At 30.5% G+C, this 20,437-nt stretch carries 19 protein-coding genes and 1 pseudogene; 9 read left to right on the top strand and 11 right to left on the bottom strand.

Annotation, left to right across the window (positions count from 1 at the left end; translation table 11 throughout):
• Positions 1–65 precede the first annotated feature (65 nt).
• From pyk to HNP36_RS18085, 5 genes are read right to left on the bottom strand one after another with little or no spacing between them, the layout of a single operon-like run.
• Positions 66–1,511 carry a pyruvate kinase gene (pyk, locus tag HNP36_RS18105; protein ID WP_184167112.1) on the bottom strand — a complete coding sequence of 482 codons (1,446 nt, stop codon included), beginning with the start codon at positions 1,509–1,511 and terminating at the stop codon, positions 66–68.
• Positions 1,504–1,977: an IPExxxVDY family protein gene (locus tag HNP36_RS18100; RefSeq protein WP_184167109.1), complete on the bottom strand. Its 474-nt coding sequence runs from the start codon at positions 1,975–1,977 to the stop codon at positions 1,504–1,506. The genes pyk and HNP36_RS18100 overlap by 8 nt, the downstream gene beginning before the upstream one ends.
• On the bottom strand, positions 1,955–2,716 hold the full coding sequence (gene rnc / locus HNP36_RS18095) for a ribonuclease III (protein WP_184167106.1): 762 nt from the start codon (positions 2,714–2,716) through the stop codon (positions 1,955–1,957). The genes HNP36_RS18100 and rnc overlap by 23 nt, the downstream gene beginning before the upstream one ends.
• A 9-nt stretch (positions 2,717–2,725) precedes the next feature.
• Positions 2,726–3,970 carry a beta-ketoacyl-ACP synthase II gene (fabF, locus tag HNP36_RS18090; RefSeq protein ID WP_184167103.1) on the bottom strand — a complete coding sequence of 415 codons (1,245 nt, stop codon included), beginning with the start codon at positions 3,968–3,970 and terminating at the stop codon, positions 2,726–2,728.
• A 33-nt stretch (positions 3,971–4,003) separates the two neighbouring features.
• Positions 4,004–4,243, bottom strand: coding sequence for an acyl carrier protein (locus HNP36_RS18085; RefSeq protein ID WP_002976354.1), 240 nt, complete (start codon positions 4,241–4,243; stop codon positions 4,004–4,006).
• A gap of 746 nt (positions 4,244–4,989) precedes the next feature.
• On the opposite strand from HNP36_RS18085, the gene HNP36_RS18080 reads away from it, so the two are divergent.
• From HNP36_RS18080 to HNP36_RS18060, 5 genes are all read left to right on the top strand, one after another.
• Complete coding sequence (locus HNP36_RS18080) at positions 4,990–6,282, top strand: phage integrase SAM-like domain-containing protein (protein WP_184167100.1); 1,293 nt, start codon at positions 4,990–4,992, stop codon at positions 6,280–6,282.
• A gap of 10 nt (positions 6,283–6,292) precedes the next feature.
• Positions 6,293–7,783 carry a hypothetical protein gene (locus HNP36_RS18075; RefSeq protein WP_184167097.1) on the top strand — a complete coding sequence of 497 codons (1,491 nt, stop codon included), beginning with the start codon at positions 6,293–6,295 and terminating at the stop codon, positions 7,781–7,783.
• Positions 7,784–7,900: 117 nt separating this feature from the next.
• Positions 7,901–8,170: a helix-turn-helix domain-containing protein gene (locus tag HNP36_RS18070; RefSeq protein WP_184167094.1), complete on the top strand. Its 270-nt coding sequence runs from the start codon at positions 7,901–7,903 to the stop codon at positions 8,168–8,170.
• Positions 8,171–8,287: 117 nt separating this feature from the next.
• Positions 8,288–8,602: a hypothetical protein gene (locus HNP36_RS18065; RefSeq protein ID WP_184167091.1), complete on the top strand. Its 315-nt coding sequence runs from the start codon at positions 8,288–8,290 to the stop codon at positions 8,600–8,602.
• A gap of 204 nt (positions 8,603–8,806) precedes the next feature.
• Positions 8,807–10,030 (top strand): BT4734/BF3469 family protein, encoded by a 1,224-nt coding sequence (locus HNP36_RS18060; RefSeq protein WP_184167088.1) that lies wholly within the window; start codon positions 8,807–8,809, stop codon positions 10,028–10,030.
• A 107-nt stretch (positions 10,031–10,137) separates the two neighbouring features.
• On the opposite strand, the gene HNP36_RS18055 is transcribed toward HNP36_RS18060, so the two are convergent.
• Positions 10,138–11,829 (bottom strand): hypothetical protein, encoded by a 1,692-nt coding sequence (locus tag HNP36_RS18055; RefSeq protein ID WP_184167085.1) that lies wholly within the window; start codon positions 11,827–11,829, stop codon positions 10,138–10,140.
• Positions 11,830–12,050: 221 nt separating this feature from the next.
• On the opposite strand from HNP36_RS18055, the gene HNP36_RS18050 reads away from it, so the two are divergent.
• Genes HNP36_RS18050 through HNP36_RS18035 form a run of 4 tightly spaced genes read left to right on the top strand, consistent with a single transcriptional unit; the run spans position 12,051 to position 17,065 of the window.
• Complete coding sequence (locus tag HNP36_RS18050; protein WP_184167082.1) at positions 12,051–13,271, top strand: DNA cytosine methyltransferase; 1,221 nt, start codon at positions 12,051–12,053, stop codon at positions 13,269–13,271.
• On the top strand, positions 13,271–15,733 hold the full coding sequence (locus tag HNP36_RS18045) for a sensor histidine kinase (protein ID WP_184167079.1): 2,463 nt from the start codon (positions 13,271–13,273) through the stop codon (positions 15,731–15,733). Before HNP36_RS18050 ends, HNP36_RS18045 begins: the two co-directional genes overlap by 1 nt.
• Entirely contained in the window at positions 15,733–16,431 is a 699-nt protein-coding gene (locus HNP36_RS18040) for a hypothetical protein (protein WP_184167076.1), read from the top strand. The genes HNP36_RS18045 and HNP36_RS18040 overlap by 1 nt, the downstream gene beginning before the upstream one ends.
• Entirely contained in the window at positions 16,424–17,065 is a 642-nt protein-coding gene (locus tag HNP36_RS18035) for a hypothetical protein (protein ID WP_184167073.1), read from the top strand. Before HNP36_RS18040 ends, HNP36_RS18035 begins: the two co-directional genes overlap by 8 nt.
• Before the next feature lie 41 nt (positions 17,066–17,106).
• On the opposite strand, the gene HNP36_RS18030 is transcribed toward HNP36_RS18035, so the two are convergent.
• The 5 genes and pseudogenes from HNP36_RS18030 to HNP36_RS19380 form a co-directional block, all read right to left on the bottom strand.
• A complete protein-coding gene (locus tag HNP36_RS18030; RefSeq protein ID WP_184167069.1) occupies positions 17,107–17,628 on the bottom strand; it encodes a very short patch repair endonuclease in 522 nt (173 codons plus the stop codon).
• Positions 17,629–17,752: 124 nt separating this feature from the next.
• A complete protein-coding gene (locus tag HNP36_RS18025) occupies positions 17,753–18,133 on the bottom strand; it encodes a hypothetical protein (RefSeq protein ID WP_184167066.1) in 381 nt (126 codons plus the stop codon).
• A 1-nt stretch (position 18,134) separates the two neighbouring features.
• Positions 18,135–18,587: a hypothetical protein gene (locus HNP36_RS18020; RefSeq protein WP_184167063.1), complete on the bottom strand. Its 453-nt coding sequence runs from the start codon at positions 18,585–18,587 to the stop codon at positions 18,135–18,137.
• A gap of 266 nt (positions 18,588–18,853) precedes the next feature.
• Positions 18,854–19,969, bottom strand: coding sequence for a hypothetical protein (locus HNP36_RS18015; RefSeq protein ID WP_184167060.1), 1,116 nt, complete (start codon positions 19,967–19,969; stop codon positions 18,854–18,856).
• Between the two features lie 162 nt (positions 19,970–20,131).
• Positions 20,132–20,380 (bottom strand): annotated as a pseudogene (locus HNP36_RS19380) (hypothetical protein); the annotation flags it as partial.
• Between the last annotated feature and the right edge of the window lie 57 nt (positions 20,381–20,437).

Below are 20,437 nucleotides of genomic sequence, written 5' to 3'. Positions count from 1 at the left end.
AGTTTTTTATTGAGTAAAAGTAACTTTGCCTTTTAGCAATTTTACCTTTTTGCTTTTCTGCCTTTTTACACTGTTGTTAACCTCAATGTATTGGTTTTTCCACCTTCGTAAGATGGAGTAGCATTGATATTGATGACAAAGTCTCCACTTTCGATATAACCGTGGTTGTGTGTCAGCATGTTTACCTGAATGATAGTCTCATCGGTAGATTTCTTCATGTCGTAATAATAAGCATGAACTCCCCAAAGAAGGTTCAGCATTGTAATTACTCTTTTGTTTCCGCTGTATACAATGATATGAGAGTTTGGTCTGTGGGCTGCAAGCTGAAATGCTGTATATCCTGAATGCGTCAGTGTAACGATTGCAGAAACATTGGTTGTTTTAGCAATTCTTACCGCTGCAAGACATACTCTGTTGGTAATGAATCTCTCATCGATGCAATTGTAATCTTTCTCGATAGGTTCGTTTTTATGCTGATAAAAATGGGTCTTTTCGATATTCTGTACAATTTTAGCCATATTTTCAACTACCTGTATAGGATATCTTCCCACAGAAGTTTCTCCGGAAAGCATTACTGCATCAGCGCCGTCCAGTACGGAATTGGCAACGTCATTTACCTCTGCTCTTGTAGGCGTAAGGCTGTTGATCATTGTTTCCATCATCTGTGTAGCAATAATTACCGGTTTTGAATAGAATCTTGCTTTTTCTACCAGGTTTTTCTGGATAGCAGGAACTTCTTCCATAGGAACTTCTACGCCAAGGTCACCACGGGCAACCATCAGTCCATCGCATTCCAATAGAATTTCGTCAATATTTTTAACGCCTTCAGGCTTTTCAATCTTAGCAATGATCGGTGTTTTAAACTTACCGTTCGGATGGCTGTTGATCAGTTTTTTCAGGTCAATGATATCCTGTGCATGACGAACGAAAGAAAGAGCGATCCAGTCTACCTCCATATCAAGCATGAAATTAGCATCCTGAATATCTTTTTCCGTAAGGGCAGGAAGAGATACATTGGTATTAGGCAGGTTTACTCCTTTTTTTGAACTTAGAGGCCCCCCTTGAATCGTTTTAGCTTTTACAGTGTCTAATTCGTTAGTTTCAGTAACTTCCAATACCAGTTTACCGTCATCGATTAGGATTCTTTCTCCAACTTTTACGTCCTGGGGAAACTGCTGGTATGTCATGTAAACTTTGGTAGAATCCCCTTCTATCTTCTCATTGGTGAAGGTAAGAATGTCTCCGGGATTCAGGTAAGAACCTTCCTTTACAACACCTACTCTCAGTTTCGGACCCTGAAGGTCTCCCAAAATACCTACAGAAAAGCCATATTCATGGTTAAGTTCTCTGATAATTTCAATATTACTTCGAACTAATTCATAATCTGCATGGGAAAAATTTATTCTGAAAATGTCAACACCCGCTTTCATTAGTCCTAACATTACCTCCTTCGACGATGAAGCAGGCCCTAGTGTTGCAATAATTTTTGTCTTCTTTAAATACTTATTCATAATACTGGATAATTTGATAAAGTTCTTCTTCAGAACCTAGTGTATAGTCTTGTATTGGAAATACAAGATTTTCAGGGAGCAAAATTACGGAAAAATCAGGAATTTGTTCCGAAGTATGCAGAATATATTCCACATCTACCTGATTATTTAATAAAAATTTAATGTTTTCTTCTTCTGTGAAGAGTTCAGTTTGTATTTTTTTTTGTTTACTTTCAGAAGATTTGTTTGAAATGAAAGTAAAACATGTCTTTGTAAACTTGTCATAAGCCTCAAACCTCGGGAAATAATAATCATAATAAGCCCCGTGAATAATCATATCTTTTTTTCTGGAAAAGGAGAGGCCGTTGATTTGATTTATGTTGTAGAAAAATTCATGAGCGGGTATATCTTTTGCTAATCTTACCAATCCTATGGCAATATCTTCAAATTCTATATCATCCAGATCATAAAGTTTTTGAATTTCCAAGTATGTTTTCTTTTTTGTTTAAAATATAAAATGCTCTCTGTGCTGCTTTTTCTTCGGCCTTCTTTTTGGAAGTTTCTGTTGCATTGGCAATCTTTTCTTCTCCCAGCCAGACATGGCACCGGAATACCACCGATTTATTAACCTGAACCTCTTCGCAGGTTTCGTATTTTATATTTACTTTTTTCTTCTGGCTCCATTCAAGCAGAAGACCTTTATAGCTTACAATTTTATTCTCTAGCTTGTTAATTTCAGTAGGCGTAAGTAATCTTTCCAGAATGATCCTTTTACAGGTATCGTAATGGAAGTCCAGATAAACAGCGCCAATAAGTGCCTCAAATAAATTTCCGGAAATATTTTCACCTAATGCTGCGGATCCCTGCTTCTGCAAAAGATCAATGAGCTTAAGGTCTTCTCCTAATTTATTAAGGTTTTTCCTGTTAACAATTTTAGATTTCATCTGTGTAAGGTATCCTTCGTTAGCCTGGGGATAGGTCTGAAACAGATGACAGGAAATAATTGTACCCAAAACAGAATCTCCCAAAAATTCAAGTCTTTCGTAGTTGCTGTCTTGATTTTTAGAAGAACTTTTTAAAGAAAAAGCTTCACGGTAAAGAGCAACATTCTGAACCTCGGTACCCAATATTTTTTTCAGTTCGGTACTAAGGAAGTAGTCTCTCTCCGTTAATTTTCTTTTTCTTTGTCTGAGAAGGAATTTAGAAAAGTATTTCTGTAACTCCATTCATTGAATTTAGATTTTCTTAAATAGAACGCAGGCGTTGTGCCCGCCAAATCCAAAAGTATTGCTCATGGCTACTTTTACATCTTTCTTAACAGCGGTGTTGAATGTAAAATTCAGTCTGCTGTCAATATTTTCATCATCAGTAAAGTGGTTGATGGTAGGGGGAACAATACCATGAATAATAGTTCCCAATGCAGCGATAGCTTCAATAACCCCGGCAGCTCCCAGAAGGTGGCCGGTCATTGATTTTGTAGAATTAATCTGAATATCATAAGCGTGCTCGCCCAGTAATTTGGAAATTGCGTTGGATTCTGCAATATCTCCTAATGGAGTAGACGTACCATGCATATTGATATGGTCTACTTCATCAGCAGTAAGGCCTGCGTCTTCCAGACAGTTTTTCATTACCAGATAAGCTCCTAATCCTTCAGGATGCGGGGCAGTCATGTGATGTGCATCTGCACTCATACCGCCACCTTGCAATTCTGCATAAATTGTAGCTCCACGTTTTACTGCGTGCTCATATTCTTCAAGGATGATACAACCTGCTCCTTCGCCTAACACAAAGCCATCTCTGTCTTTGTCAAATGGTCTTGAAGCTGTTTTGGGATCATCATTTCTTGTAGAAAGTGCCATCATCGCATTGAATCCACCGACACCACTTGCTGTTACGGCTGCTTCAGAGCCTCCGCATACAATAACATCTGCTTTTCCAAGCTGGATAATCATTTTGGAATCAATAAGAGCATTGGCTGAAGATGCACAGGCAGATACCGTAGTATAATTCGGCCCATGAAAGCCATATTCTATAGAGATATGTCCAGGAGTGATATCCGCAATCATTTTAGGAATAAAGAATGGGTTGAACCTTGGAATTTCCGTATTTGCCCATCCTAAAACCTCAGTTTCGAAAGTTTCTAAACCTCCGATTCCGGATCCCCAGATTACTCCGACTCTGTTTTTGTCTACATTGTCTTCTATAATTCTGGAATGTGTTACCGCTTCTCTTGCAGCTACCAGCCCAAGCTGGGTATTTCGGTCCATTTTCTTAGCTTCTTTCTTATCGAAATGCTGTAACGGATCGAAGTCTTTCACCTCACAAGCGAACTTGGTTTTAAAGTTTGTGGCATCAAAAAGAGTAATCGGAGCAGCACCGCTCTCACCTTTAACAAGATTTTCCCAGTATTCTTTCGCATTATTTCCAATCGGTGTTATTGCGCCAAAACCGGTTACAACTACTCTTTTTAATTCCATAAACTTTTAAAATTTTCTTTTTGTTGAAGAATATTATTTATTTACTACTTCTTCGATGTAAGCGATAGCGTGACCTACAGTAGTAATTTTTTCAGCCTGATCATCAGGTATTTGAATGTTGAATTCTTTTTCAAATTCCATGATTAACTCAACTGTATCCAATGAGTCAGCTCCTAAATCGTTAGTGAAGCTAGCTTCAGGAGTTACTTCTGTTTCTTCAACGTCAAGCTTATCAGCGATGATAGCTTTTACTCTTGATGCAATGTCTGACATAGTAAATTATTTTTTTAATTGTTAGATGGTGCAAATATATAAAATTCTTCACGATAAAACATTTTTTTAGTCTTTTTTGTGGGTAGACTGTACTTATTTTAAGGTGAAAAGTTTTAGTGTTTTCGTTTTCAGGTGTTTATATTTATTGAACTGCATATATTTAAATACCATGAAAATTATATTAAAATAATCTTGGTTTATATTTTAAAGGATTCTAAGTTATCCATATATAAAATGTATTGCTTGGGTTGTAAATAGATAATTAACTTTGAATATGACTAGGTTCTTTGAAGGATTAACCGAGTTAGTATTTTCAGAAATTTGCTCACTTGTGGTGAAACAACATGGGAAAGTCTATTAGCAATATTCAAATTTATTAGAAAGAACATTATTTGAAATCTTAAATAAGATGTAAAAATGTGGTAGAGTATTCCGGTAGATGAAATTTTAGTAGATGATGAACAGGATATTATCAAACTAAATCTTTTAAGCGTATTATATATAGATAAGGAGAATATTTAGCCCAAAAACAAAAAAGAGAATCTGTACAGATTCTCTTTTTTGTTTTTTAGTGGAGTTGGAGGGACTAGAATTTTAAATCTGTTAAAATCTTGATTAATTTATAAATGCTTTGTACAAAGGGTTTTTAAGGTTATTTAATTAAGTTGAATTTATTGAAATTAAACTATATTTGAATTTTATGGGTACAATTTTGGGTACAACTTTAAATTTTAATCATTTTTATTATGGCATCAGTAAGTTTTTTTATTAGAGGAAAAATAGAGGACAAAGAAAGTACAATTTGGGCAAAATTTAGAGATAGGAATATTGATATACGTGTTCCTGTTCCTTATTTGAGTTGTAAACCTAAAGAATGGAAAGACGGAAAATGCAAAATGCCATCTAAAAAAATGCATAAAGATGATACTGAAACTATAAACACTCGTCTTTCACAATTAGAAGCTAATATTATTTCAAGTTATATAAACGATATTCCTGAAGTAGATTTAAAAGAATGGCTAAAATCAATTATAGAACCTACAACTTTAAAAAAAGAAGATAATAACTATTCGGATAATGTGATTGCTTTTATTGACACTTATATTTCTTTAAAAAAAGATAGTGTTACGGAATCGACTATTAAGAAGGCTAACGTTGTTAAGCAATTAATGATAAGATATGTAGCAGATAGAAAAATCAGGAAGAAAACATTTAGAGAATTAAAGTTTAAAGATTTAGATAATTCTTTTAGATTTGATTTTGAAGATTATTGTAATAAGGAGAATTATAAGATTTCAACAACATATCGCAATCTTAAATTCTTAAAAATGATTTGTAAAGTTGCGGGATCTTTTGACATTGAAGTTCATAAGCATGCGGAATTATGGAAATTTGAAGTTGAGAAAGCAACAAAGCATATTCCCAAATCTATTTATTTAACATTTGAAGAATTAGATAAAATTGAACAGAAAAAAATGCCACATGATTATTTAGATAATGCAAGAGATTGGTTACTTATTTCTTGCTATACAGGACAGCGTGTAAGTGATTATATGAGATTTAATTCTTCTATGATTGTGGAAGATAGTGAGGGACAAAAATACATTGAATTTACACAGCAAAAGACGAATGCTAAGATGCAAATTCCTTTGTTAAAAAAAGTCCAAGATATTTTGGCAAAACGAAATGGAGAGTTTCCCCGAAAAATTTCAGATGTAAAACTAAACCTTTATATTAAAGAAGTGTGCAAAATCGCTGAAATAGATGAGATTGTATATAATGGTAAGACTGAGACAATAGAAAAAAAAGGTAAGAACATCACTCGAAAAATTTTTGGTAATTTTCCAAAATATAAACTTGTTACATCTCATATAGGAAGAAAAAGTTTTGCTTCTAACTTTTATGAGAAAATTCCTACGACTTATTTACTTAATTTTACTGGGCATACAACGGAAAAACAGTTGTTAGCCTATATTAATAAAACTGAAGTGGAGAAAGCAAGGTCAACTGCAAAAATATTTAACAGTCTAGGGTATTAATAATTATCGTATGATTAACATAGAATCCAAAAGAGGAATAGCATTAGATTTCATTGTTTATGTTATTGCCGTTGAAGATCCTGTTTCAAGTCATGGAATACATGAGTTCTTTTTACAAAATTTTGATGTAAAAAAACCTGAAAATGCTAATATTGAGAATGTAAAAGCAAAGGTAGATTCTTTATCACCCTTTTTCCAGTTTGGCAGTGACAACATAATACTTTCAGAAACAGTCAATGACTTGTTATCATATTACCCAAAAGAACTATCTCCGCAAAAGACTGAAAATTTAACAGATTTTACAGCGGATTATTTTGAGTATATTACCAGTTTTGTAGATGTAGATAGAATAATTGTTAATGATGAATCTGTTGATTTTTATGATATGGAATCATCTATTGAGGAAAATTATAATGATAAAGAAATTAACAATATTTTAAATGCGATTAATTCTATCATCACATCTAATGAATTATACCAACAGAAAAAACATCAATTTGAAAGTTTATCAATTAATCAAAGCGAAGTTAGTTTAGCATCAATTATAGAGCATTTTGAGAATTATTTTATGTTGAGAATTGTAGCTCCAGATGTTTACATAAGTTACTATGCCTCGCTCATATTTTCTTTGTACAAACGAGCATCAAATTTTTTGAATCGTTTTATCAGAGAAACTAATGGTGTATCAGAATCATTTTTTCTCAATAAATATTTTAACAGCAAGAGTTTTAGCAGTAAAGAATACTTAGATTATCAAATAAATAAAAATGAGAAATTACTTTTTGAACATTCATTTGAAGTTCCGCAACTTGATGGTGTTTTTGCTAAGAATAACAAATCTTTTATTTTTTCTTTACAGGCGTCTCTTAAAAATTACTATAGTATATTAAGCGCCTCTGAATTATTACGAAGCGTAAACCTTACATGTATAAATCCTTATCAGTATTCAGAGTTAAATGCAGAGCAATCATTATATATAATGAAATTAAAATACCTGAATTTTCTGAGGTATGGAGACAGAATTCATTCACAGGAAGATAAAGGGATTGAGAATAATTTGGACGAGTTTATGACTGAGAAATCAGATTTTATCGAATATCTTAAATCTAAAAATTTTGATATTGATGAGATTAAAATTGTTTTAAGCGCATTGTCTGAAAATAAATATAGTAGCATTGGTATTAAGGAAATGGAATTTAAAACTGATATTTATTTCTTTAGGTTTTGTTATTTTTTCTACATTTTTGATTACTTCAAAGATGTTGTAGGAAAAAAATTTGATACAATTGCTTCCTTTAAAAGGATTACTAAATTTAATAAAGATAATATGAGAGAAAATAAACAGCAATATCACAAATATTTCATCGATATTGACAATTCACATGGTAAACACTTCCCATTTTCTACTAAATCTACTAATGCTTTTCTTTCAGAGATAGAATATTCGTTAAGAATTGATAGGGAAAAATTAAAACCAATTCCAGAACTAAAAAAATATTAAATTTTTCTTACTGATTAACAGTTGGTTGTGTTTAGTTAAGCGAAAAATATTTCCCCTAATTTTTCCCTACTTTCCCTGTCTATATGTTTGCATCATAATAATTAAACAAAAAATATTATGACAAATTCAGCTATTCAATTGATGCAAATAGATATAAATTCTTTTGGTCAATTTATTCAAAAACTTGTTAGGGAAGAATTAGAAAAAATTATTCCTGTACAATCAGAAGAAAAAGAGTTTTATACTCGTGAAGAAACTGCAAAGCTTTTAAATGTTAGTTTAACAACATTGTTTCACTGGAATAACCAAGGAGTATTAAAAGCCAAGAAATTAGGAAAGCGAGTGTATTACTCTAAATCTGATGTCCTCTCACAGCTAGATAGCTAACAATAACTTGTGTGATCCGATTCGGGAACTTAACCCTCTTATATAAATAATTAACAACATAATAGCCACCGTAATAAACTGCGGAATGCTTCAATATTAACTTTAAATATAAAAAAAATGAAACAAGATTCAATTAAATCAAAAGAAAGTATTAATATTTCTAACACAATTTTCCAGCTTTATGAACCTCTTCTTAACTTTGCTGATTGGGAAATAGATCAAATACTTGTATACTCTGATAAATACTTCTGTGCTGACATATATATATGTGAAGATACTGGTTATAATGATATTTTTGTGGGAATAACATATAATCCAATTTTTGAAATACATTTAGAATATATAGAATCTAGAATAATAAATTTTCTAGTTTCTGAAAGAGGATATGATATCTCTAAACTTGATATTGCCAAGGTAGCATTTGATTGGTAATTTAGATCTTTTTAAAAATTAAATTTTAGAAAACCTCTACGTCATTTTATAATTCGTTTCTAAGCAATATTATCATTGAAACGATTTAGCTTCAACTGCTAAGTAACAATCTTTTTAAATCTCCAAAAATTTTAACGAATCAAGATATAGCTGTAGTAAAGATACTATGGAGGGCTATTGCTATGTCTTTTTCACAGTAATTTTATGATAAATAGAATATCACATTGTACCAACAGAACTATTACAGGCTCATTTCAAAATATCGGAGAAGTTATTGAATTTATTCGTAATCCACCACCAGAACATATAGAATTAGTTGAGAATGCTCGATCTTTAAAAAAGGGATCTTCTGAGTATCAAAATACGAAAAAATACAAGCTTCCTGCAATAACTATTAATTTTAGCTTCTCTAACGGTTACATCATAGGTAAGAATGTATCGAAACCAACAGGATACTTATATATTGATGTTGACGACATGACTGAAAAAGATTTCAAGATTAATACAGCTTATGTATGTGCTTACTGGCGTAGTTTATCTAATAAAGGTTTGACTTTAGTAGTAAAAGTTGATGGATTGACACCTGATAATTTTAAAATTGTTACCCAGAAGATTGCAAAGCTGTTAAATATACCTTATGATCCGCAGGCAGTATCTGTTGAAAGGCTGACAGTATTGTCATACGACCCGAATGCATATTATAATGATCACGTGGAAGTGTTTTCTGTTGTTGAGCTGATACCTTCTCAAAACAGTGCAGTAAAACACAGTAGTATGGGAACTCAGATTTTCCGCGACACTATCATTAAAGATAACTCTTTAATAAGTATACACTGTGACGGAAAAATAAGATACAATAACCTTGATGAGGCTGCTCAAGGGCTCAATCCCGAATATAACGATCAAGGTGTTCATGACTGTGGTGAGAACAAGGTCAAGTATCACAGTGCTTTTATGCCTAAAAGAGTAAAAGAAGGAAACCGTGAAAAAACATTAAATCTGTATGCTAAACGTCTGATATATCTAAACCCCGATCTTAGTATAGAAACGCTTTCTAAGTTGATTCACACAGCTAATATGCTCAATCTGCTTGTACCATTAGAAAATAAAGAAGTGCGGGAAATAATAGACAAAGCGTTTAATGCCAGAAAAGCTCTCAGAACCAATAAAACAAAAAGATTCTTTTTTCAGGATGTTACCCTGACTCCTGTTGAAAAAAGTAGAAAATGTCTAGATGTATTAAACCAAGAAAAACGAGAAAAAACACTAGAAAAGAAAAACCAGATCTCGGAATTATTCTGCAATTGGGATTGTCATACAGGCGGTAAGGTTACTCCCAAAAAAGTAATGGATCTGACGGGATTAAAAAAGACAATGGTCTATAACTATTTCAGAGATAATAAGAACAATGTTCCCAATTGTGGATAATAATATTTAAAAAGAGATATGAGAAAAAGACTTGAAGGCCGTAATTATAATTCCAGAATAAAAATTTGGATTAATCTAATTTAAAGATTTTAAATAATTAGCTTAAATTATGGAATATGAGATATTGAAAAATTTTTAAAATTAATTTTAAAACTACTATCAATGGCAATATTCTCATTTCGTTCCATCCTTTTAAATGGGTGGAATGCTTTTATTTTTACAAACATTTCCCTTATGGGATCATTAAATTCAGTTTTAATACTCGCATGACTTTCTATTAACTGGTACCAAGAGCTCCAGGCGGCATTCTCATTCAGCTCAACACCTGTGTAATTTATCTGGTTCCGTGAAACTATGAAGATATATATATCTTTGATCTCGGTTTTTATATCAAGCTCCTTATCGATTTGTAATGCATTCAGAATAGTTTGGTTGCTATTTATATCCAACCAATTTTGTATTTTTTTTATCCATTCATTTGCCTTAGGGAACAAATTAGATATTCTACTATATCTTTCCTTCATAGAAGCTGCATATGGATCTTGCCATTTTAGTTGAAATAAGCCTAAAGTGCCTGTTTCCTTATCAAAAATAACTGCGTCAATATCGGTTCTGATATCTTGAAAAGAGATATTAATTTCTTTTTTAATTTTTATTATGTTTTCTTGTGGAAACAAATAAAATAACTCATTTCTAAATCTTGTTTCGCGGTTATTTACAGCTTTATCATAATCTTTTTTATATTTACGTTTTAGCTCCCTGTTTAAAATAGAAAAAGGATTTGAAAAACAACCTGCAATTGATCTTATTAATAGCTCTCCACCCACTTCAATAAATATGGGGGGTGGCGTGCAGGGATATTCAAGGTAATAATCAAAATTATCTTTTGTTAAGGTGATTGCTTCAAATATTTGTTTAACATCATTTAATGACCAGTTTAAATATTCTGCGTAGTCGCTAATTGCCTTGTTTTTTGATTGTGTATATGTTAATGTGTTTTCAAACATTGTTTGGGGATTTTTTTCAATTAACATGAAACAGGCATCTGTATGTTTTAAACCAACGCCAATAATTAATTCAATAATGGTTATATACTTCCAGTATTCTATTCCTCCAAAAGAATCACTATTCGCAAAATCGTCATATCCCTGCATTAATAATAGGCGATAATGCCCTTCCTCATCATAATATTCATCAATCTCAGGAGTTGTATTATAGCTAATTAGTTTCCCAAAAGGATTAAGAATTAATTTTTTAAAGTCACTCTTTATCTTATTTATATTGAAAGGTTTAGCAGCTCTTTTTTCTTCAATGATTTTTTTTACAAAATTATCTTTATAGAAATCCAAACTATATCTGTCAAATGATTCGATTCCATTATTTTTTTTATTACAAAATGAAAAAGTATAATGTGTTTTATTTTTCTTTTTAAAGTTTATTAAGCCTGCTTTTTCATATGAAAGTAATTGTCTACAAAATTCAATCTTGCCACAATAAGTTATATTTAACGTTGTCCAACTTACTGATTCATCTGTCATAATCGCAAAAGGCAAATTCTCATTAATATCTAAATTAAAATAATATGGTTTTAACAATCTTGGCCAACCATATTCAATAAGACTTCTATATTGATTGACTTCTTCTGGAGATAATTTTTCTGAATGTCTATAAAATGGCAATACTGTATCTATACAACGAATTATATTTTGTATCGCCATATAGGGAGAGCCTGTATAAGTAGTTCCAATTATTTTGCTGTTCTCTTCTAATAGTAAAGCTATTTCCTCAGCTGGTGTCATTATTTTGTTTTAAGTCTAATATATTAAAACTTATTCAATTCAGATGTTGGAATTTTAAATTAGTGTATTATAATTAAAATAATTGACCTATAGTTGTGCTTTTAAAAAATGAAGTAAAATGGATTATGCAATGAACTGCTTTTAGATATACTCAATTAAAAAAAATCTTTTATATTATAAAGTTATTAAATACTTTTGTATATTAAACGAATTTTGTATACATGAAAACTAACAACCTATATATCGATCTATTTGCAGGCTGTGGGGGCCTTTCTTTAGGGCTACATAACGCAGGTTGGAATGGTTTATTCGCAATAGAAAAAAACCCAGATGCTTTCAAAACATTAGAACACAATCTAATAAATAAGAAAAAACATTTTGATTGGCCAGAATGGTTACCTAAACAAAACCACGATATCAATTCTGTCTTGAAAACTTATAAGAAAAATTTAAAGTCTTTGAGGGGTAGTGTTTCACTGGTTGCTGGGGGGCCTCCATGCCAAGGTTTTTCAATGGCGGGTAGACGAAATGAAACTGATGAACGTAATGACTTGATAAATTCATATATTAAATTCGTAGAATATGTTAAGCCAAAAGTCATTTTTTTTGAGAACGTCAAAGGCTTTACTATGGAGTTCAAAAAAAATAAAGAAAAGGGTATTGCTTACTCTTCAGTTGTAACACAAAAATTACAAAACCTTGGATATTATGTAAAAGGAAGGCTTGTGAATTTTGGCGATTATGGTGTACCACAGAAGCGAACCAGATTTATACTTATAGGTGTTAGAAATGATATTCAGAATTCATCTCAAGAGTTAGTTGATAACTTTTTCTTATCACTTGAATCTAAATCTTTTAGTTTTCTCGAAAAAAAAGGGCTATCAAAAGATACCAATTTACAAGATGCCATTTCTGATCTTCTTAAGTCAAACGGAACAGCGGAGTCACCAGACACCAGAAGTTTCCAAGCAGGAAAATATGGTCAACAACAATCTTCCTATCAGATATATATGCGTAAATGGATCCGTCGTGAAATAGCTGATAGCCATAGGTTTCCAAAGCATACACCTGCAACTACAGAAAGATTCAAAATGATACTTGATTTGTCAACTAATCGTAGAAATCTAGATCTAAGCAAGGATGTTCGTGAAAGATATAATTTAAAAAAACATACCATAATACCATTATGCGGAGACAGTAAAAGTCCAACTATTACCACTCTGCCAGATGATTATATACATTATTCCGAACCTCGTATACTCACAGTTAGAGAATACGCACGGATACAATCATTTCCTGATTGGTACGAATTTCAAGGTAAATATACAACAGGAGGACTTAGAAGAACTCAAGAGGTTCCGCGCTATACCCAAATAGGTAATGCTATTCCACCGTTATTTGCAGAACAAGCGGGCATAATTCTTCAAAAACTTATCGTATAATGGCAAAAGTAAATTTTAGAACGAATGTATTGCTAAAAAATATTATTGGAAAAGATTTAATTACCGATGATAATGTTGCTGTATTGGAATTGGTTAAAAACTCATTCGATGCTGGCTCTAAAGACGCAAACATTATATTTAGAGATGTTATTACAAATAAAACACCCCAAGAATATAAAAAGTCAAATAATTCAAAATTTATTCTCCGTGATACTGGCTCTGGAATGTCAGAATACGATCTGATAAATAAATGGTTAAATATAGCTTATTCTGAAAAAAAAACTAAAAAGCATGAATTTAATAGAAATCTAGCAGGTAATAAAGGAGTTGGGAGGTTTTCTTGCGATAGACTTGGAAAATCACTTGTTCTATATACTAAGAAAGCAGGTAATCCTTTACTAAAGCTATCGATTGATTGGACAAGATTTGAGAAAATAGATGATATAAAAAAAAATATTCAGGATGTTGATTTTGAGTTAATTGAGATTTCTTCGTCACAATATATACAAGAAACTGGCCTAAAGGCATTTAGAAGTGGAACCACTTTATTCATTGATAATTTAAGAGATATTTGGGATTTCGATAAAATAAAATCTCTTAAAAGGCAACTTGAACGTTTTATAAATCCAAATCAAAACTTTGAATCTGAGGCTTTTGATATTACAATAGATGCTAAAGAATTTGAAGAGTTTGAAGAGGACTTTCCTGAGAGTGAAAAAATTAACGGAACAATTAAAAATCGAATTTTTAGTGAATTAAATTTCAAAGCCACTTATATTAATTCTGTCATTTCTGCGGACGGAAGTCTAATTACTACAAAATTAACTGATAGGGGAAAAGAGATATTTACTTTAGTAGAGCATAACCCATACAATCTGTTGAAAAATATTGAAATTAATATCTATTATTTAAATCCATATTCTAAGGCTTATTTTAGAAGACAAACAGGCATTAGGTCAAAAGAATTTGGATCAATTTTTCTATTTATTAATGGTTTTAGGATACCTCCATATGGTGACGATGGTAATGATTGGCTAGGAATGGAAATAAGAAAAGGACAGGGATATAATAGATTTTTAGGGACTCGTGAAGTTATAGGAAGGATCGAAATTAATGAAGTTGAGTTTGATGATGAAAATGAAAATTTTTTTATTATTTCTAATAGATCAGGTGTCGATAATAATAAACACTTTGAGCAATTGACTAAAAATGATACACCATATGGATATTATTTCAAAACATTTAGGAGGCTAGAAAGATTTGTTGTAGAAGGTATTAAATGGGATAGTTCCAAAATTCCTGAGTCTGAAATAGAGAAAAAAGTTCTTAATGACAGCAAATGGAATGAATCAAAGGAAGAGTTTAAAGAGGATAATTTAACAAGAAACAAAAGAGTAATATCTGTTATTGAAAAGATAATTAATGTCAAAAGTGACGATGTTATTTCCTTGTTAATTAATAACGAGTTAGTTACAGAATTGGCTGAGCAACAAGCTCAAAAAGTTAAATCTGAAATAGATTCCATTGTTGGCCAATTGGCTAATAAAACACTAACATCAGAACAAATATCTCAAATCATTTCTGAATTAAATGTCTCAAAAAAGGAAGTAGAAGGCTTTCCCAGTCAGGAATCAGGAATCGAAGAATTAAAGTTGGAACAAGAAAAACTAAGACTGGAACTTCAAGAGAAATATGAGCAGACAAAAAAGCTTGAGGAAGAAAGGAAAAAGTTGAAAGCAGAATTGGAACTTGAAAAGCAAAAAAACACATATTTATTAACTTCAAAAAGAACCTTAAGTGAAGATGCAAAAGGGCTAATACATAATGTAAAGCAAACTAGTAAAAAGTCAAAACAAAATGCGCAAAGTTTGTATAATTCTTTCATTGAAGAAAATGTAAAAAAGAGTAGTGCATTAAAAAATCTCAGTACCATTATATACAATTCTGATAAAGCTTTAAAAATTTCCAACCTAATTACAAGGGCTAATTTTAAAGCTAATTCTGATTATCAAGATGTGAACATAATTCGATTTATTGAACAGTATTTGGATCTCTATAATGTGATGTTTGAAGATAATAATATAGCTTTTTCAATTGAAAATAATGTTGATTCTTTCTGGAAAAGAATTAGTATTTTAGATATTTCACTTGTATTTGACGATTTAATATCAAATTCTATTAAGGCTAGGGCTGAAAATGTTAGAATTATAACATCTTTGGATGAAGAGGGAAATTTAATTATAATTTTTTCTGATGATGGAACTGGATTGGCTGAAAATTTTATTAACAAGCCAGATGTAATTTTTGAGTTGGGAGTAACAACGACAGATGGTTCAGGTATTGGCTTAAATTATGTTAAAAATACCCTATCTAAAATGCAGGGAAAAATTAAATTTATTGGAAACAATGTTAATTTGAAAGGTGCTTCTTTTGAATTAAGAATATCTAAAGCTTATAATTAATGGCAAAAAATTTACTAATAATCGATAATGAGAATCTTGATGAAACAATCGAAGAACTTCATAAACAAGCTAGAAAAAAGAGTATAGCTTTAAATTGTTATCCTTTGTATATAGGGCTACCTGATGGAAATGATGTGGTTGATGATAATGGGAAAATAGATTTGAAATTAGTTAGAAAGAAATTTGAGGAAAATTATGGTGAAACAAGATTTCATATGGTTGCTTCAGATTTTGCTCTTAATGATGAGATTGTGGATGGGATCGACATTATTAAGCAATTTAATAATATTAGTAATACATTAAAAGCCAAGAAGATTCTTTATTCTTCTGAACTAGAAGAAATAGTACAAGGTTATTTAAATGATCATAAGAAAAGTAAGAAAAACTTTGATGAAGCCTGGGATAAATTTAAAACACTTATTAAAATAGATATAGTTGATTTTGCAAAACGTGAGGAAGTCGAAAGTAAAATTATCTCATATATAGAAAAGGTTGTTGATGACAATAATGATTTTATTATAGATAATTTGTTAGCAAATGGGGATTTAGAATTTAATGGATCAATGGATATATATAGGGGGTATAGTTTAAAAGAAATCGCTGATAAAATAAAGGATAATGACGAGCAAGCAAATGCGTTCAAAATAAAATTAATAGAATTGGCAATTGCCGAATTGATAGAATTGAAAGATGTGTAAGAAAATTTGTATAATACATCCAGCTGATCCGACAACTGACTTTTTAAGCAATATTTATAATGAGATTGACGAGTCTTTAATTAGTGTTTTTCGATTAGAAGCACCAGATGCAAATTTTTCATTTTATAAATCTATTCCAACAGAAAGTGTAATTTTGTTTCTTGGCCATGGCACTAGTGATAGTCTTAATGGTGCCTCATCTATTGGTCATCAAGAAATATTCATGTCCGAAAATCAATTGGCTGTTTTTGAAAACAAAGATGTTATTTTATTTTCATGTAGATCAAATCAATATGTGAAGAAGTTTTACAAGTCAGCTAACTTGAAGCATGGAATCGGTTTTCCAAATATGATAACAGACTATGATGAGGTTCAGCATTATGATGATCCCGAACGAGCGGAAGGACTAACATCTGAGGATATTGATAGTTTTAAAAAAGAGCTAGTTAAAATAATGAAAGGTTCATTAAATGATTATATATTAATGAACCTTAATATTTATCAATTTTACAATCGGATTATTTTAAGAACTAATAAATCTATATTAAAATATTTTAAAGAAAATGGCGGAGATGAACCATTAGGTAGAATGTTAAATGATTTTAGAAACGGGATAATCTTAAAAAAGAATTGACTATATACTAATAAAAAAATTATCACCCTTGTCTAAAATATTTATAATCCTGAATTTTTATTATTATATTTAAAAATGTCTTCACTCACTTTTGATACACTTTCCTCATTTTCTGTGTATAATGTTATTTTAAATGTTTTATCTTCCAAATCTTCAGAAATAGCATCTAGTATTCTATTATAAATATTCTCTAGGTTGTTTTTATTGATTTCGCATTCCCAAATTACTAAAACCTTCCACCCAAGCAGTATATTATTTTGAATATTTTTATTATCCCTTTCGATATTTTTATTTATTTTATTTTGCCAAAAATCTGTATTTGTTTTCGGTAAATGAGCAATTTTACAATTTTCGTGGCCATGCCAAAAACAACCATTTACAAAGATGATAACTTTGTGTTTAGGGAATACTATATCTGGTTTTCCAGGAAGCTTTTTGTAATTTATACGATATCTCATACCTTTTCTAAACAAGAATTTTCTTAGCATCAATTCAGGTTTAGTGTTGGTTGATCTAATTTTACTCATTACATCTGACCTTTTTTCTTTATTCCAGATATCCATAATATATTAATAACTAATTGTATACCAAACAAAATAAATGTAATTTTAACTTAAAATAGTTTATTTTGACTGGACTATTAATTATCATTTAGCTGCTTGAGCTAAAAATTAGTGAACGTAAATATTATTTGATATTGATATATCTTGTTCCATTTCCTGCAATATTCATAATTTCTAATCTGTTTTTATTGTAAGAGAAAAGATAGAGTTTTCCTTCTTTGCTTCTTAAAAAACAACTTATTGTTTCTTCCAATTTTCCAAACTTGTCACAATGGCTTTTCGGATCTATTTTAAAAACGTAAGGTTTCAGTAGTTCTGAATCTTTTATACTTACAGTTTTTTTAGTATTGTCAAGTATAATCTTAGTCTTTTGAGGTAAAAGTTCAGTTAGGTTATTACTTTCAACGATCTGAACCATATTGTAGTTGAAAGTTTTGATCTGCGCAGAAATGGTTTTTATAGAAAAAATCATCATCAAACCTGCAATAATTTTTATTTTCATCATTCTAATTTTCTGAGATTAAAAAGCTATTTCTTTTTTCACTTGCTTCAGTATAGCTACTAAAAACGAATGTTTCTTTCTGTGTTATCTTGCCTTGATAAGCTTTTGCACTTGGCGAATTAAGATATTCGCCGACTATCTGATCTTCAAATCTTGCTTTAACTTCGTCATTAATATTGTTGAGTTCTTGAATCTGAGAAACAATATTAGATTCCTGCATTTGACTTATCCTGTTTTCAGTAACCGATAATTTAACAAATAGGTAGTGTATTTGTAGTTTAGAGTGTGATTCTAATTTACGATCAATCTCATCAAATTGTACTTTTTGATTAGCTTTAATTTTAGCCATCATAGAGTCAATGTGTGGATCTTCTCCTGTTTTGAATTTAGGTTTTGGATTTTCACAAGATAATGAGCAAAGTAGTGCGGTGAAAGAAAATAAGTGAATCTTTTTCATAAATGAGTAATGCATCACTCAGTCCCAAAGTGAAAAATTAATTAAACAGAAAGCGTGGGACTTAGGCTTACTGTTACTGAGGTACTGGTATACCTGATACACAAATAAACCAAGCCCACGCCAAAGCATGGGCATTAGGTCTACTTATCTCGTGTATCTTTAAATTACCAGTTTTCAGTAACAAGAATAAATAGCTAACGCTTTATTTTTTTAATAAAATTCAGTCACAAATATATGAATTTACATTTAGTAGTTTAAAGGATTTCTTACTCTTTCAAACTATTAAAGATTTCCTCGATTATTACATCATCAGATATATCACTATAGTCATAATCATCAAACTCTCTATCATTTGCCATTTCTATCTGATGATCGACATAGCGATCATGATCTTCAGCTTTATCCTCTAAGAATTTTAATTCATCGGATAAATCTAAGGGGTAAATCCGAGATATAGTTTCAATTATGGGTTGATAATAAAATACATCCTCTCCTGTAATGTCTTCTAATGCTTGTCTAATAATGTAATAAGCCGTTTCTGCAAAATGTTCTGAATTGATCCACTTTTCGTAAGTAGTAGGAAACAATAAGCCAAATTCATCAAAAATTTCCAGCTCTTCGATAGTCTCTATATCTATAAAAAAATCGCTTATTAATCTTTCTTCTTCAAATTCAAATCTAGTTAGATCTAAATTATGTAATAATTGAATATACTCTGATTTATAGCTTGAGTGATCAAATTTTATGTCAAAATTTCTATATATAAAATTCATTACACTTTCAGACTTTTCAGAATAGTTATTGTTAAGGTAATTTAGGAATTGATATAGATAATCTTCACTTTTAACAAATTCAAATTTATCACCATAATTATTATTACGATAAACCTTACATGTTTTTAGATTATCCTCCAAATCAAATATTCTATCTCCTATAATTTTAATTTGATCATTGTTTAACATTATTTTTCCAGGTAATTCCTGTCCAGAAAATATTGTTTGAAATTGGTCAATAAATACGAATGACGATATTAAAATATTAATAATTCTATTTTTACCGTCTAAATAATATAATAAAAAATCATAAATGGATGGATTTTGGTATTCGATAATGAAATTGCCCATTTTATCAATATCTGTTTTAATGAAAGTGTTTTCCAGTTCCCTTACAGATTTTTCGAATATCATAGGTTCGTAACTTGCACCAAGCATTGAGTTTTTTACAAAAAAACTTTCTACAGCAATTTCTAAATCTGTTAACAATACAGGAGTTCCTAGGGTAGCTAAAACTAAAAGTGTATACTTCGAAAATTTATTTAGGGAAGTTTCAAAACTATTCAGCCAAACAGACTGTGGATTATCAAAATTTTTTTTAATAACCATAAAAAAATCTTCTGGAGAGCATTTATTCCAAATTTTTTGTTTTATAAATGTTTCAATAATTCTTGGGCTATAATTTGGATGTGTTATTAAACTTTTGTAATTATTTTTATTAATTAAAATTTCGAGATATTCCTCTGGAATCTCTCCATGAAATAAGTGATTATATAATATTTTTGCTTTAATAACTTTTGTATAAGCTGATAAATCAATTATACATTTTGCGATATCTATATTGTTGATTTTAAAAGCTTCATATATTTCTTTTGCTTGATTAAAAATATATTCTCTAGTTGCAAATATTAAAACTTTATCTGGTGAACTCTGAATTTTCTTTATAAATTTTACAATCTTATCATCATTTTTCTGAAGAGATTTATAATACTCCCCAAAATTAAGACAGTAATTTAAGATATGAAATTAGCAAAAAAAAGTTTAATTTTAACATCAAATAAGTTATGTCAACAAGGA

Source organism: Chryseobacterium shigense, from assembly GCF_014207845.1.
GTDB classification, from domain to species: Bacteria; Bacteroidota; Bacteroidia; order Flavobacteriales; family Weeksellaceae; genus Chryseobacterium; species Chryseobacterium shigense_A.
The sequence above is the reverse complement of the archived record's forward strand: the minus strand, read 5'-3'. Positions and strand labels throughout refer to the sequence as shown.